The sequence below is a fragment of the Methylobacterium sp. AC315 genome (genome assembly GCF_979253755.1).
The window spans coordinates 79,230-94,422 of sequence record NZ_CEEDEA010000001.1; the positions used below are offsets into that span (position 1 = coordinate 79,230).

The following is a 15,193-nucleotide window of genomic DNA, read 5'->3' on the forward strand; positions in this document are numbered from 1 at the left end:
GAAAGCAGAGTAAGCGAGAGGCTCGACACCATGGCCATTACCCTCCAGGCGCCGGACATCCGGGAACTCAAGCCCCGCATCACCGTCTTCGGTGTCGGCGGCGCAGGCGGCAACGCAGTCAACAACATGATCGAGTCGGGGCTGCTCGGCTGCGAGTTCGTGGTCGCCAACACCGACGCGCAGGCGCTCACCTCCTCGAAGGCGGAGCGGGTGATCCAGATGGGCCTGGGCGTGACCCAGGGCCTCGGCGCCGGCTCACACCCGGAGGTCGGCTCGGCCGCCGCCGACGAGGTGATCGACGAGATCCGGGACCAGCTCTCGGGCGCCCACATGTGCTTCATCACCGCCGGCATGGGCGGCGGCACCGGAACCGGCGCCGCGCCGGTCATCGCGCGGACTGCCCGCGACATGGGCATCCTCACGGTCGGCGTTGTCACCAAGCCGTTCCAGTTCGAGGGGGTGCGCCGCATGCGCACCGCGGAGAGCGGCATCCAGGAGTTGCAGGCCGCGGTCGACACCCTGATCGTGATCCCGAACCAGAACCTGTTCCGGGTCGCCAACGAGAAGACCACCTTCGCCGACGCCTTCGCGATGGCCGACCAGGTGCTCTACTCGGGCGTCGCCTGCATCACCGACCTGATGGTCAAGGAAGGCCTGATCAACCTCGACTTCGCCGACGTCCGGGCGATCATGCGCGGCATGGGCAAGGCCATGATGGGCACCGGCGAGGCGTCGGGCGAGAAGCGCGCCAACCGCGCCGCCGAGGCAGCCATCGCCAACCCGCTCCTCGACGACGTCTCCATGAAGGGCGCCCGCGGCCTGCTGATCTCGATCACCGGCGGCTCCGACCTGACCCTGTACGAGCTCGACGAGGCCGCCACCCGCATCCGCGAGGAGGTCGATCAGGACGCCAACATCATCCTGGGCGCCACCTTCGACGAGAGCCTCGACGGCATTATCCGGGTGTCTGTCGTCGCCACCGGCATCGAGCCGCTGCTGATCTCGGCCAACTCGCCGAACAACCCGGCGATCGCCGAGACCGAGCAGCGTATCGCCGAAGTCGCCGAGCGCCTGCGGGCCGAGGCCCGTGCCCGCGCGACCTCGCCGATTCCGAGCATCCGCACGGACTCGATCGCCCAGGCCCCCATACAGCATCAGGCGCCGGCCGCCCCGCAGCCGGCTCCCGAGATGCGCGCCGAGACCCGCTTCGAGGCTCCCGCTCCGGTCGCCCGCGACGAGGTCGTCCTCGCCCCGTCCCAGCCGCGGGCCGCCGCGCCGTTCGTCCCGGCCCCCGCCCAGCAGCAGGCCGAGCCGGCTCCGCAGTTCCAGGCCGGCCCGTTCGTCCCGCCGCGTCCGGCCGCCCCCGCGGCCGCGCCGCTCGCCCGCGCCCCGCGCATGCCGCAGATCCACGAGCTGCCGCCGATCGCCCAGAACCAGATCCTGGCGAACCGGGCCGCCGAGGAAGCCGCACCGGAATCCAAGCGGACCTCGCTGCTGCGCCGCCTCGCCACCGTCGGCTTCGGCGGACGGCGCGAAGACATGGACGGCGTGCCTGCTCCCCGGGCCGCCGGCCCGGTGGCGCCGCAGCCCCACCAGGGTCAGCAGCATATGGCCCAGCCCCAGCTGGCGCAGCCCCAGCTGAACCAGCCCCAGCTGAACCAGCCCCACGTGCCGGCGGCCCCGCGCGCTCCGCTTCCGGCGGCGCCGCAATACCGGCCGGCGCAGGGCGGCCTCGATGCCCAGGGACGCGTTGCGCCCCAGTCCCGGATGATGGACGACGATCAGCTCGAGATTCCGGCCTTCCTCCGCCGTCAGGCGAACTGAACGCGCGAGGCGCGCGATGACGAAAGAGGGGCCGGCGGGAAACCGCTGGCCCTTCGCGCTGCAGCGAAGCAACCCTTGGTTGCGAAGAACAAGGACTGGGGTCTCAGCGGGGTTAACGATTGAGTCGCTATCCCCAGGCGCGTGATGCATACACGCCACAGAACGGCCACCGGTTAGCCACGCATTAACCAAGCTTTAAGCCTTTGTGCCGTCAGCTTTTTAACCGCTCCCAACAGCAAGCGTGTCTGTAACAGAGCGTAAGAATCCGTGATTTGGCTGCCCTGTGCGGTGCAGCTATAGACACTTCCAGACCAATGAGACGCGCTCCGGGACACAACCTGATAGCGCGGGTAGGGGCTTCAAGCAGCGGACGGATCGGACAGTTTCCTCACCATCCCTGGTCGGGATGGCGGACCTGATCGCGGCCGGGGGCTAATGAATGCGAACGCATAAACAGACGACCCTGAAGGGGCCGGTAACGCTCTCGGGAGTCGGGGTCCATTCCGGGAACCCGGCCGAGATCACCATCCGCCCAGCTCCGGCCAATCACGGCATCGCGTTTCTTCGGACCAGCACCACCCACGGCAACGACCGCCTGATCAAGGCCCATCACGCCCTGGTCTCCGCCACCGAACTCTGCACCGTCATCGGTGACGTCGAGACCGGTGCCGTCGCCACCATCGAGCATCTGATGTCGGCCCTCTACGGACTGGGTGTCGACAACGCCCTGGTCGAGATCGACGGGCCGGAGATGCCGATCCTCGACGGTTCAGCCCTCCAATTCGTACAGGCCATCGACACGGCTGGGATCGCCTCCTGCGGCACCCCGCGCCGCTGGCTGAAGATCCTGCGCCACGTCCGCATCGAGACCGGCCGTGCCTTCGCCGAGCTGCGCCCGATCGACCGGGGCTTCCGCCTCGATGTGGAGATCGATTTCGACAGCCCGGTGATCGGCCGCTCGCGCAAGGCGATGGACCTGTCTTCCGCCACCTACCGCCGGGAGATCGCCGGCGCCCGCACCTTCGGGATGATGAAGGATGTGGAGCGCTACTGGAAGGCCGGGTTCGCGCTGGGCGCGTCGCTGGAGAACACCGTCGCGGTCGGCGAGACGGCGGTTGTCAATCCCGAGGGTCTGCGCTTTCCGGACGAGTTCGTCCGCCACAAGATCCTCGATGCGGTCGGCGACCTCGCGCTGGCCGGCCTGCCGATCCAGGGCGCCTACCGCTCCTATTGCGGCGGCCACCGGATGAATGTCGGGGTGCTCTCTGCCCTCTTCGCCGACCGGTCCAACTACGCCATCATCGAGGCGCAGGGCTCGCGCCGCGAAGCCGTCCTGTCGGAACTCGGCGTCGGCCTCGGCATCGCCGCCTTCGCGGGCGATCTCTGAGCCCAAGTCTGTGACCTGCGGGACACAGCTGGCAACCGATACGGTCTGCCGCGGCCTTGCCGCTTTCGTGCCCGAATCAAGCGTCAGGGTTTAACGGTCCGTGAACGACGGGCACGGCCCGGTCGGGCCGGATCCATTCACGCGATGGCACGACGGCGCGGGACGTGCGCCGGTCCCGGGAAAGAGCGCCAGATGCCTGTCACCATTCGTCATCGCCGGGCGGCTGCCTTCATGGCGCCCTTCGTGGCCGTTCTCGGCCTGGGCCTCGGCGGCTGCGACTTCGACCCGACCAACCTCTTCGCCGAAAAGTACAAGCCCGAAGTCGTGCCGGATGTCCCCGCGGACAAGCTCTACAGCGAAGGCTTGGCCAAGCTGGAGGACAGCGACTACGAGGGCGCGGTCAAGAAATTCGACAGTCTCGACAAGCAGTACCAGTATTCCGAGTGGTCCCGGAAGGCGCTGCTCATGACGGCCTACGCCAATTACGAGGGCCAGAAGTACGACGACGCGATCAGCGCGGCGAAGCGGTACCTGCAGCGCCACCCGGCCAGTAAGGATGCTGCCTACGCGCAGTATCTGATGGCGATGTCGAACTACAAGCAGATCCCGGACGTGACCCGCGACCAGGACCGCTCCGAGAAGGCGCTGGTCGCCCTGCAGGAGCTGGTCCAGAAGTACCCGACGTCCGAGTACTCGACCGATGCCCGCTCGAAGATCCAGATCACCCGCGACCAGCTCGCCGGCAAGGAGATGGAGGTCGGCCGTTATTACCTGGAGCGGCGCAACTTCCCGGCCGCGATCAACCGGTTCCGCGACGTCGTTGCCAAGTACCAGACCACCCGCCATGCGGAAGAGGCGCTGGAGCGCCTGACCGAGGCGTACTGGGCGCTCGGGATTACCCAGGAGGCGCAGAACTCCGCGGCGGTGCTGGGGCACAACTTCCCGGACAGCCCCTGGTACAAGGATGCGCACGCGCTCCTGGCCAAGGGCGGCCTCGAGCCCCGCGAGGAGAAGACCTCGTTCCTGTCCAAGATCTACCGGACCGTGACGGGCAAGACCGCCTCGGCCGAGTGACCGATCCGGCAGGCTTCGGCCTGCCGCCGGCGGGCTTCGGCTTGCCTCAAGACGCCCCAGGGCCCGGAGCCGCCGCTCCGGGCCTTTCTCGTCGGCGCGGCCCCGCGGCATCGCAATTGGGGCGCGACGCATTTTTGGGGTGAATCCGCGCCGCGGCGGCCTTATGTCTGCGGTCCCGCCCTCAGGAATCCCCGCCGCCGCATGCTGGCGCAGCTCGCGATCCGCGACATCGTTCTGATCGACAGGCTCGAACTGAATTTCCGGACAGGCCTCAGCGTCCTGACCGGGGAGACGGGTGCGGGCAAATCGATCCTGCTCGATGCCTTCGCCCTGGCCCTCGGCGGCCGCGGCGACGGTCGACTCGTGCGCCATGGGGAGCCGCAGGGCGGCGTCACCGCGGTGTTCGATCTCCCCCTTGATCATCCGGCCCGCCGGATCGCGGCCGAGGCCGAGATCGACACCGAGGGCGACCTGATCCTGCGCCGGACCCAGATGGCCGACGGCCGTACCCGTGCCTTCGTCAACGACCAGCCGGTGGGCGTGCAGGTTCTACGGGCGATCGGCGCTGCGCTCGTGGAAATCCACGGCCAGCACGACGACCGCGCGCTGGCCGACCCGGCCTCCCACCGGGCGATCCTCGATGCCTTCGGGGGCCTCCAATCCCAGCTTGGCAAGGTTGCGACGGCCGCCAAGGCCGTGCGCACGGCGCGCTCGGAACTTGCCGAGCACCGGGCTCGCATCGAGGCGGCCCGCAAGGAGGCCGACTTCCTGCGCCACGCCGTGGAGGAACTCGCCACGTTGGCGCCCCAGCACGGCGAGGAGGCCCAGCTCGCCGAACGCCGCAGCGTCATGCAGCAATCGGAGAAGGTCGCCCGCGAGCTGAACGAGGCGCTCGACGCCGTCGGCGGACCGCATTCCGGCGTGCCGCACATATCGGCCGCCCTGCGCAAGCTGGAGCGCCGGGCCGGACAGCTCCCGGCCCTGATCGATCCCTGCGTCAACGCCCTAGACGCCGCCATGGTCGCCCTCGACGAGGCACGCGCGGTCCTGGACGCCGCTGTCACGGAAACCGAGTTCGACCCGCGCGACCTGGAGCGAGCGGAGGAGCGGCTCTTTGCGCTGCGTGCCGCCTCTCGGAAATACGACGTTCCAGCCGACGACCTCGCCGCCCTGGCGGAGCGCTACGCCGGCGAGGTTGCGAGCCTCGATGCCGGTGAGGCGGCCCTGGAGGGCCTGGAGCAAGCAAGGGCGAAGGCCGAATCGCAATACGCGGAGGCGGCCGAGAAGCTCAGTGCCGGGCGCCGGAAGGCGGCCAAGCACTTGGATGCGGCCGTGAAGGCCGAGTTGCCGCCGCTGAAGCTGGAACGCGCCCGGTTCATCACCGAGATCGTCACCGACCCGGAGGCGCGCGATCCCGCCGGCATCGACCGGGTCGAGTTCTGGGCGCAGACCAACCCCGGCACGAAACCCGGCCCGATGATGAAGGTCGCCTCCGGCGGCGAGTTGTCGCGTTTCATGCTCGCCCTGAAAGTCGTGCTCGCCGACAAGGGCTCCGCCCCGACCCTGATCTTCGACGAGATCGACACCGGGGTCGGGGGCGCGGTGGCCGACGCGATCGGCCTGCGCCTCGCCCGGCTCGCCGCCACCGTCCAGGTGGTGGCCGTGACCCACGCCCCCCAGGTCGCGGCCCGCGCGAGCACACATTTCCTGATCGCCAAGGCCCCCGTGAAGGGCGCCGGCCGGGTCGCGACCCGGGTGGCGAGCCTACCGGTGGCGGAGCGCCGCGAGGAGATCGCGCGGATGCTGGCCGGCGCCACGGTGACCGACGAGGCCCGTGCTGCGGCGGCCAAGCTTCTGCAAGGCGCGGATGCATGAACGCGCAACAACCTTAACCGTTAGTTGCGCGTAACGTTTTGTTAACCATTCCTGGCGAGACTGATCCCATCCCGGGACCGTGGTTCAGGAGCACGCGGTTGAAGGGCGGGAGGAAAACATGAAGCCGTCCATCGTCGCGTCCGAGGGGCGCGGGCATTCGGGTCGGGCCCTCAAGCAGGCGATCGACACGCACCAGCTCGGGCTGACGCTCCGCACGGTCTATGAAGGCAGCGTCGACACGCAGCCGATCACCGACACGCACGTGGAACTGCTCCTGCGCTTGCGTCAGAAGGAGCGGGAGCTGCGCCGGGTCGGCTGAAGCCGCGCCCCGACCGGACCCGTATTAGCCCGAACCAAGATTGCTTTCGCCCGGCGCTACCAGCGCCGCGAGCCGGGCCGCCGACGGTACTCCGCCGCCCGGATCTGCGTCAGAATCCTGTCGAGATCCACCAGAAGTTCGACCTCCTCGTGGCGCGCCTGAGCGATCGCCTCGGCGTCGGTGCCGTAGCGCTGACGGGCCTGAGCCAGGGTCAGCGCGCGCTCTACGGCCTCGCGGTCGGCGTGCAGGGCAAGCCATGCCGCATCGGGACCTTCCTGTGCGTCGGTCCCCTGATCATCCACGATCCGACTGCCTTCCTGGTCTCACGGGCAGCACCGCCGAGATGCCGCCACCGGGCTTGAACGCGCCAGCGCGCCAAACCGTGCCTTCGTCTCTGCGGCGCGATGTCATGCCGATGTCATCTCCCTGTCGTAACGCCCGGCCCATCGGGCGGCCGGCGCCGGGTCTCTTGGAAGACCGGCCGCACAGCTCTGCCGCGGGCATGGGCTTGCCGGCGGAGAGGCGCAGGCTCTCGCCCGACGGCAATGGAGATACCCTTGAGACCCTTTGCTTACGCGCTCGCCGTCGGCCTCGCCACGGTTCAGCTGGCGTCCGCGGCACTCGCTGCCGACATCACGGGAGCCGGTGCCACCTTCCCGTTCCCGGTCTACTCGAAGTGGGCCGAAGCCTACCGCAAGGAGACCGGCTCCGGACTGAATTACCAGTCCATCGGCTCCGGCGGCGGCATCAAGCAGATTCAGGCCAAGACCGTTGATTTCGGCGCCACCGACGCGCCACTCAAGGGCGAGCAGCTGGCCAAGGATGGCCTCGTCCAGTTCCCCACCGTGATGGGCGGTGTCGTGCCGGTGGTGAACATCGCCGGCCTCGAGCCCGGGAAGCTGAAGCTCACCGGCGACATCCTGGCGGACATCTACGCCGGCAAGATCTCCAAGTGGAGCGACCCGCGGATCGCGAAGCTCAACGACGGCGTGAAGCTCCCGGACGCCACCATCACCCCGGTCTACCGGTCGGACGCCTCGGGCACGACCAACATCTTCACCACCTACCTGTCCCAGGCGTCCGAGACCTGGAAGAAGGAATACGGCGCGGCCACGACGATCTCCTGGCCGGTCGGGCAGGGCGGCAAGGGCAACGAGGGCGTGACCGCCACCGTCAAGCAGGTGCCGAACGCCATCGGCTACGTCGAATCCGCCTACGCCAAGCAGAACAAGCTCGCTTACGCCCTGCTGCAGAACAAGGCCGGCAAGTATCCGCAGCCGGACGACAAGGCGTTCCAGGCCGCCGCCGCCAGCGCCGATTGGAAGTCGGCCCCGGGCTTCGGTATCTCGCTGACCAACCAGCCGGGCGACGATGCGTGGCCGATCACGGCGGCGACCTTCATCCTGGTCCACAAGGAATCGGCCGATGCAGCCAAGGCCGCAGATACGCTGAAGTTCTTCGATTGGGCCTATAAGAACGGCGATAAGCTCGCCTCAGACCTCGATTACGTGCCGCTGCCGGATAACGTCGTCGCTCTGATCCACGAAGAGTGGAAAACCGTGAAGGGCAAGGACGGTAAGCCCGTCTTCAACATGTGAGTGAGATGGGGAGGGGGTCGCGGCCCCCTCCCTCGCATCGCGGCCCGCACCGCGCTACCACGCCTCCCTTCGCAGAGAATCGCGGATGTCCGCTTTGACCGAGACGATTGCCCTCGCCCGACCTCGCGCCGCCGCCGCGCGCAAGGGACCGAGCCGGAACCTCGACACCCTGTTCCGGGTCTGCTCCTACGGCGCGGCCCTGTTCGTGCTCGTGGTGCTCGCCGGAATCCTGGGCTCGATCCTCTACGGCGGCTGGCCCGCCTTCCGGGAATTCGGGTTCGCCTTCCTGACCTCCAGCGCCTGGAACGTCGGGACGGAGCAGTACGGCTCCCTGGTCGCCGTCATCGGGACCGTGGCCTCCGCCACGCTGGCACTCCTGATCGGCGTCCCGGTCTCCCTGGGGATCGCCGTCTACCTTACGCAGCTCTGCCCAGGCTGGGCCCGCAAGCCAGTGGCGATGACGATCGAGCTGCTCGCCGCGGTGCCGAGCATCATCTACGGCATGTGGGGCCTGTTCGTGTTCGCGCCGCTCTTCGCGCGCTTCGTCCAGATCCCGGTATCGAACATCGTCGAGGGCCTGCCGATCGTCGGCACGCTGTTCTACGCCCGGGTCCCGTCCGGGGTCGGCGTGTTCACCGCCGGCATCATCCTGGCGATCATGATCGTGCCGTTCATCGCCTCGATCGCCCGCGACATGCTCGACCAGATCCCGACCGTTCTGCGCGAGAGCGCCTACGGCATCGGCTGCACGACCTGGGAGGTGGTCCGCCACGTGCTGGTGCCGCAGGCTTCCGTCTCGATCATCGGCGCGATCATGCTCGGCCTCGGCCGCGCCCTCGGCGAGACGATGGCGGTGACTTTCGTGATCGGCAACGCCAACCGCCTCTCAGCCTCGATCTTCGACCCGAGCTCGACCATCGCATCGCGCATCGCCAACGAGTTCAACGAGGCCGACGGTCTCCAGCTCAACGCCCTGATGGCCCTGGGCTGCATCCTCTTCATCATCACCTTCGTGGTGCTCATCATCGCCCGGCTGCTGACGCGCCGCGTCAAAGCTGCCTGAGGAGGGCTCTCGATGGACGCGTCCAACCCCATGGCCTTCAACACCGCCGCGCCGCGCCGCTCCGGACGGGTCCGCCCCAGCCGGCGGATCGCCGACCGCGTGCTGCGCACCGCCTGCCTGGTCGCCACGATCGTGGGCGCCGTGGTGCTCGGCTCGATCCTGCTGATGCTGATCATCCAGGGCGTGCAGGGCTTCACGCCCGCCATGTTCATGCACCCGACCCCGGGCCCCGGCTCCGAGGGCGGCGGCATCGCCAACGCGATCCTGGGTAGCCTGGTGCTCACCGGGATCGGGATAACGATCGCGACGCCGGTCGGCGTCATGGCCGGGACCTACCTGGCCGAGTACGGCCGGTTCTCGAAGATCGCCGGGCTGATCCGCTTCCTCAACGACATCCTGCTCTCGGCGCCGTCGATCCTGATCGGCCTGTTCGTCTACACCCTGATGGTGCGGCCGATGGGGACCTATTCTGGCTGGGCCGGCGGCGTGGCGCTCGCCATCATCGCCGTGCCCGTGATCGTACGCACCACCGAGGACATGATGCGCCTGGTGCCCGGCACCCTGCGCGAGGCCGGGGCCGCTCTCGGGGCCCCACCCTCGACGGTGATCATCAGCGTCACCTGGCGGGCGGCCTCGGCCGGCATCGTCACGGGGATCATCCTGGCGCTGGCCCGCATCGCCGGCGAGACCGCGCCGCTCCTGTTCACCGCGCTCAACAACAATTCGTGGTTCTCGCCCGACCTCATGGGCGGCGTCGCGAACCTTCCGGTCATGATCTACCAGTTCGCCCTCTCACCCTATCCGAACTGGCAGAGCCTCGCCTGGGCCGGGGCGCTCCTCATCACCGCGACGATCCTGGTGCTGTCGATCATCGCCCGTCTCGTCATCAAGCCGCAGATGTCGCGCTAAGACCCTTCTCGAGGACACGACGATGAACGCCGCTTCCGCGATCCCCACGGTCGATCTCACCCGCAACCACGCCAACGAGGGCGGTGCGGTCCGGATCGCCGTGAAGGGTCTGAACTTCTACTACGGCAGCTTCCACGGGCTGAAGAACGTGGACATCAACTTCCACGACCGCCAGGTCACGGCCCTGATCGGGCCGTCCGGCTGCGGCAAGTCCACGCTGCTGCGCTGCTTCAACCGGATCTACAGCCTCTACCCGGAGCAGCGGGCCGAAGGTCAGATCATGCTCGACGGCGAGAACATCCTCGACCCGTCCGTCGACCTGAACGACCTGCGCTCGCGGATCGGCATGGTCTTCCAGAAGCCCACCCCGTTCCCGATGTCGATCTACGACAACGTGGCCTTCGGGCTGCGCCTCTACGAGAAGCTGCCGAAATCCGAACTCGACGGGCGGGTGGAGCAGTCCCTGCGCAAGGCCGCCCTCTGGGACGAGGTGAAGGACAAGCTGCGCCAGGCGGGCACCGGGCTCTCCGGCGGCCAGCAGCAGCGCCTGTGCATCGCCCGCACCGTGGCCCAGAGCCCGGAGGTGATCCTGTTCGACGAGCCGACCTCGGCGCTCGACCCGATCTCCACGGGCCGCATCGAGGAACTGATCGAGCAGCTGCGCGACGAGTTCACCATCGTGATCGTCACGCACAACATGCAGCAGGCTGCCCGCATCTCGCAGTTCACCGCCTTCATGTACCTGGGTGAATTGATCGAGTTCGGCCCCACCAACCGCATGTTCATGAACCCTGTGGAGCAGCGGACCCAGGATTACATCACCGGGCGGTTCGGTTAAGCCAATCGCGGAAGTTTCGCGGAAGAGTTGATGACCGGATCGGCACATGTTTGCGCGTCGATCTCAAGACGCGGAGCCGCGCCCGATCGGAATTCGACCGGGCGCTACTCCGAGGCATGTTGCGTTGACCTGGGAACATCGGCCTATTCCGGTTGTTTTTGTCGCGTGCCGAAATCTGCTCCGCTCCGCATCATGACGTGAACTATCCAAGGGACTGGGTACCGGGAAACGTACAACGGTATCCGTGATCGCAGCGGCGGGTTTCCGCCAGACCTCGCGGATCAAGGTTTGCGGGACGCCATCGAAGGATCCACCATGCCCGGCCATATCGTCAGTTCCTACGACACCGACCTGGATGACCTGCGTCGCTCAATTTCCGAGATGGGCGGCGTCGCCGAGAAGATGGCCGCCGAGGCGACCGATGCCCTCGTCCGCCGGGACGATACGCTCGCCCAGGCGGTGATCCTCGCCGACAAGCGCCTCGATGCGCTCCAGCGTGACATCGAAGAGCGGGCAGTGCTGCTCATCGCCCGGCGTCAGCCGCTGGCGATCGACCTGCGCGAGACCATCTCGGCAATCCGCGTGTCCGGCGATCTGGAGCGGATCGGCGACCTCGCCAAGAACGTCGCCAAGCGGGTCGTCGCGATCTCCGATCAGGCGCCTGCGCAGAAGATCGTGCTCGGCGTGCGCCACATGAGCGACCTCGCGGAAGCTCAGCTCAAGGATATCCTCGACGCCTATGCCAGCCGCGACATCAAGGCGGCCTACGATGTCTGGGAGCGGGATGGCGAGATCGATGCCCTGTACAATTCGCTGTTCCGCGAGCTCCTCACCTACATGATGGAGGATCCGCGCAACATCTCGTTCTGCACGCATCTGCTCTTCTGCGCGAAGAACGTCGAACGCATCGGCGACCACACTACCAATATCGCCGAGACGATCCATTACCTCGCCACCGGTGAGACGCTGGCGGGCGAGCGGCCGAAGAACGACGCGTCGAACTACGCGACGGTCGGGCCTGCCGCCACGGCCCCGTGACATGCGGTTCGCGGTTCCTCCGCAGCGCGCACTCCCACCTGCGGGACAAAGCCCCGGTGGGAGTGCGCGTGGGTTGAGGAATCGCGGCCCCTGCCGCACCATCGGCGCGTCCGGGCCCTCCGGCGCGGTTGATTCGATGCGTGCCGAATTCGGAACAGGTTATCGAACGTGAGCATGCAAGTCCTGATCGTCGAGGACGAGGAGGCGCTGACTACCCTGCTGCGCTACAACCTGGAGGCCGAAGGATTCCTGGTGGATTCGGCCAGTCGCGGTGACGACGCCGAACTGCTCCTGGCCGAGCGCACGCCCGATCTGGTCCTGCTCGACTGGATGCTGCCCGGCCTCTCGGGCATCGAGTTGTGCCGCCGCATCCGGGCCCGACGCGAGACCGAGCGTCTGCCGGTGATCATGCTCACCGCCCGCGGCGAGGAAGGCGACCGGGTCCGCGGGCTCGGGACCGGCGCCGACGACTACATCGTCAAGCCGTTCTCGGTGCCGGAACTGCTGGCCCGCGTTCGGGCGCTGCTGCGTCGGGCCAAGCCGGCCCACGTCGCCGACCGTCTGGCGGCGGGCGACATCGAGCTCGACCGCTCCGGCCACCGGGTCCGGCGCGCCGGCGAGGAACTCCATCTCGGGCCAACCGAATTCAGGCTGCTCGAATTCCTGATGCTGGCGCCGGGCCGGGTTTTTTCCCGTGAACAGCTCCTCGACGGGGTCTGGGGCCACGACGTCTACATCGACGAGCGCACCGTGGACGTGCATGTCGGGCGGCTGCGTAAGGCGCTCAACGCCCCCCGGCAGGCCGACCCGATCCGCACCGTGCGGGGCTCGGGATACGCCTTCGACGAGACGTTTTCCCTCGAAGCCTGAAGACCTCCAGCCCGTCGGGGCGGAACGGCGCGCCTGCCTCCTCGGTCAGCGTGCCAGCGCTGCGCTCTTACCGGAGGCGGCCGGTACCGCCTTCAAGGCCGCCAGCACCGTTCCCTCGGTGAGGATCTGCGGCAGCACCTGTGCCTCCCCAGTGCCCGTGTAGAGCAGGTACAGCGGGACGCCGCTGCGCCCATGCGCCTCCAGCAAGCGGGTGATCTCGGGGTTCTGGTTGGTCCAGTCGCCCTTCAGGTAGGTCACACCCCGATCCTTCATGGCGGCCCGCACGGCCTTCGTGGACAACGAGGTCGTCTCGTTGACCGCGCATGTGATGCACCAGGCGGCGGTCATGTTCACGAAGACCGGCCGCCGCGCGTTCACCAAGGCGTCGAGACGCGCCTGCGTGAAGGGCTCGACGCCCTCTGCGGCGGCCTGGGCGACGGGCACGGCCCGGTCGCGATCGAGGGTCAGGGTCAGTGCCCCGACGGCGACGACCGTCAGCAGCGCGACGCCCTGGACGACGGGTCCGACCCGCGAAGCGGCGACGCGCCCGTGCTCCCAGGCCCAGGCCGCGAAGCCCACCAGCACGAGGCCGATCAGCCCCACCAGAAGCCCCTGCGGGCCGACCTGCTGGGCCAGGACCCAGATCAGCCACGCCACCGTTGCGTAGACCGGGAAAGCCAGAACCTGCTTCAGGGTTTCCATCCAGGCGCCCGGCCGCGGCAGCGCCCGCAGCGCCGGCGGCCACAGGGTCAGCGCCAGGAAGGGCAGGGCGAGGCCCAAGCCCAGGCTTGCGAACACCGCGAGCGCGACGCCGGCGCTCTGGGTCAGCGCGAAGCCCACGGCCGAGCCCATGAACGGTGCCGTGCAGGGGGTCGCCACCAGGGTCGCGAGAACGCCCGTGAAGAAAGAGCCGCTGAGACCCGAGCGCCGGGCGAGCCCGTCGCCGATGGCGGTGAGCCGACCGCCGACATGGACAACCCCCGACAGGCTCAGGCCCATGGCGAGCAGCAGATAGGCGAGCCCGGCCACCACGGCCGGCGATTGCAGCTGGAAGCCCCAGCCGATCGCGGCCCCGCCGCCCTTGAGGGCGAGCAGCAAGCCTGCAAGGCCTAGGAAGCTCGCCATCACCCCAGCCGTGTAGGCGAGGCCGTGCAGGCGCACGCGCGCCGCGCTCTCGCCGGCATGCCGGACGAGGCCGAGCACTTTGATCGACAGGACGGGAAAGACGCAGGGCATCAGGTTGAGGATCAGCCCGCCCAGGAAGGCCAGGCCCGCCGCGGTCGCCAGGGTCAGCGCGTCGAAGGCCGGGGCGACCGGTTGGGCTGCGGCGGAGGCCTCGGGTGCAGCCACTGGGACCGGTGCAACCGGCTCGTCCCCGTACGCGAAGGCCAGGCGATGCGTTTCGGCGCCGGTCGTCTCCTCCACGGTGAGCACGCCCGGCAGGGCGGCCGGTGCCGGGTCCGTCGGGGTGCTCCGCGCGAGGGTGAGGTGCAGGCCGGATGCGTCGACGCGCATCACCTGGACGGCGGCGTTGTCGATGGCGGTCTCGGAATAGGGGAAGAACGATGCGGCCTTGATAGACTCGGGCTTTAGGCCGGCCGCGGCGAAGTCGAGTTGCAGCGTGTCGCCCTGACTCGAGAGTTGCAGCGGCCAGAGCGCAGGGGCGGGCAATGCGGTGCGAGCCCGCTCGAACAGGGCAGCCTGCCCGGCATCTGGCCGGGGCTCGCCCACCGGCAGGGTCAAGGCGAGGTCGGCGGAGCCCGGGACGCATTCGGTCTCGCAGACCAGGTAGGTCAGCTTGGCCTGGATCCGCACCGGATCGGCCGGGTCGAGGCTCGGCGGCGGCGTGACCGGCACGAGCAGGGTGACCTCGCCCTCGTAGCCGTAGTTCATCAGCGTCGCGATCGCGATGCGCTCGGGGGCGGGCCACCGGATCGCGCCGGCGTTGAAGCCCGCCGGCAAGGTCCAGGTCACTTCGGGGGGCAGACCGGAATCGCCCGGGTTGCGCCAGTAGACGTGCCAGCCCGGCTTCACCTGCATCCGCACCGCCAGGGTGAACGGCTGCGCCCCGGCCACCGCGATCGGCTCGGCCACGAGGCTCGACCGCACCAAGTCGGGTGGCGTGCGGAAGCCTTGCGCTGACGCGGCCGACAGGCTTGCGGTAAGGGCCAGGACAAGGAATGCGAGGCGGCGGATCATGCTGTCCCTTCGCGCGCGGGTCGGCCGCGGTTTCACCCGCGTCATCTCCGAGACGCAGGCGGGTCGTCTCGTGACGGGCCTTATAGCGCGCCGGTTCGGGCCCTGTCCTGCGCTCCAGCCCATGAGCCATCGGCCACGACGCCGCTGAGGCGCTCAGCGGGGCTCGAACAGGATGAGGGAGAGGACGACCCTTCACTGA

At 68.5% G+C, this 15,193-nt stretch carries 13 protein-coding genes; 11 read left to right on the forward strand and 2 right to left on the reverse strand.

The features are described from left to right. The first annotated feature begins 30 nt into the window (after nucleotides 1-30). From ftsZ to AC0IY0_RS00385, 5 genes are all read left to right on the forward strand, one after another. A complete protein-coding gene (ftsZ, locus tag AC0IY0_RS00365; protein WP_471762782.1) occupies nucleotides 31-1,824 on the forward strand; it encodes a cell division protein FtsZ in 1,794 nt (597 codons plus the stop codon). Nucleotides 1,825-2,263: 439 nt separating this feature from the next. Next, nucleotides 2,264-3,211: a UDP-3-O-acyl-N-acetylglucosamine deacetylase gene (gene lpxC / locus AC0IY0_RS00370; RefSeq protein ID WP_471762783.1), complete on the forward strand. Its 948-nt coding sequence runs from the start codon at nucleotides 2,264-2,266 to the stop codon at nucleotides 3,209-3,211. A gap of 192 nt (nucleotides 3,212-3,403) precedes the next feature. Further along, nucleotides 3,404-4,285 carry an outer membrane protein assembly factor BamD gene (locus tag AC0IY0_RS00375; protein WP_147910065.1) on the forward strand — a complete coding sequence of 294 codons (882 nt, stop codon included), beginning with the start codon at nucleotides 3,404-3,406 and terminating at the stop codon, nucleotides 4,283-4,285. Nucleotides 4,286-4,486: 201 nt separating this feature from the next. Beyond that, nucleotides 4,487-6,160: a DNA repair protein RecN gene (gene recN, locus AC0IY0_RS00380; protein ID WP_471762784.1), complete on the forward strand. Its 1,674-nt coding sequence runs from the start codon at nucleotides 4,487-4,489 to the stop codon at nucleotides 6,158-6,160. 118 nt (nucleotides 6,161-6,278) lie between these two features. Further along, nucleotides 6,279-6,479, forward strand: coding sequence for a hypothetical protein (locus AC0IY0_RS00385; protein WP_147910067.1), 201 nt, complete (start codon nucleotides 6,279-6,281; stop codon nucleotides 6,477-6,479). A gap of 56 nt (nucleotides 6,480-6,535) precedes the next feature. On the opposite strand, the gene AC0IY0_RS00390 is transcribed toward AC0IY0_RS00385, so the two are convergent. Further along, the gene (locus tag AC0IY0_RS00390) at nucleotides 6,536-6,781 is read right to left on the reverse strand and encodes a hypothetical protein (RefSeq protein WP_147910068.1); all 246 of its coding nucleotides are present in this window, start codon (nucleotides 6,779-6,781) and stop codon (nucleotides 6,536-6,538) included. A gap of 255 nt (nucleotides 6,782-7,036) precedes the next feature. Here AC0IY0_RS00390 and pstS point away from each other — a divergent pair, with 255 nt between their 5' ends. The 6 genes from pstS (at nucleotide 7,037) to phoB (ending at nucleotide 12,795) form a co-directional block, all read left to right on the forward strand. Further along, nucleotides 7,037-8,077 carry a phosphate ABC transporter substrate-binding protein PstS gene (gene pstS / locus AC0IY0_RS00395; protein ID WP_147910069.1) on the forward strand — a complete coding sequence of 347 codons (1,041 nt, stop codon included), beginning with the start codon at nucleotides 7,037-7,039 and terminating at the stop codon, nucleotides 8,075-8,077. A gap of 85 nt (nucleotides 8,078-8,162) precedes the next feature. Further along, the gene (pstC, locus tag AC0IY0_RS00400) at nucleotides 8,163-9,140 is read left to right on the forward strand and encodes a phosphate ABC transporter permease subunit PstC (protein ID WP_147910070.1); all 978 of its coding nucleotides are present in this window, start codon (nucleotides 8,163-8,165) and stop codon (nucleotides 9,138-9,140) included. 12 nt (nucleotides 9,141-9,152) lie between these two features. Next, entirely contained in the window at nucleotides 9,153-10,049 is an 897-nt protein-coding gene (gene pstA, locus AC0IY0_RS00405) for a phosphate ABC transporter permease PstA (protein WP_147910071.1), read from the forward strand. Between the two features lie 22 nt (nucleotides 10,050-10,071). Continuing rightward, nucleotides 10,072-10,887, forward strand: coding sequence for a phosphate ABC transporter ATP-binding protein PstB (pstB, locus tag AC0IY0_RS00410; RefSeq protein ID WP_147910072.1), 816 nt, complete (start codon nucleotides 10,072-10,074; stop codon nucleotides 10,885-10,887). Between the two features lie 315 nt (nucleotides 10,888-11,202). Next, nucleotides 11,203-11,925 (forward strand): phosphate signaling complex protein PhoU, encoded by a 723-nt coding sequence (gene phoU, locus AC0IY0_RS00415; RefSeq protein ID WP_147910073.1) that lies wholly within the window; start codon nucleotides 11,203-11,205, stop codon nucleotides 11,923-11,925. Between the two features lie 174 nt (nucleotides 11,926-12,099). Continuing rightward, nucleotides 12,100-12,795, forward strand: coding sequence for a phosphate regulon transcriptional regulator PhoB (gene phoB / locus AC0IY0_RS00420; RefSeq protein WP_147854464.1), 696 nt, complete (start codon nucleotides 12,100-12,102; stop codon nucleotides 12,793-12,795). Nucleotides 12,796-12,840: 45 nt separating this feature from the next. Here phoB and AC0IY0_RS00425 read toward each other — a convergent pair whose 3' ends face one another. After that, on the reverse strand, nucleotides 12,841-14,994 hold the full coding sequence (locus tag AC0IY0_RS00425) for a protein-disulfide reductase DsbD family protein (RefSeq protein ID WP_419830301.1): 2,154 nt from the start codon (nucleotides 14,992-14,994) through the stop codon (nucleotides 12,841-12,843). Nucleotides 14,995-15,193 lie beyond the last annotated feature (199 nt).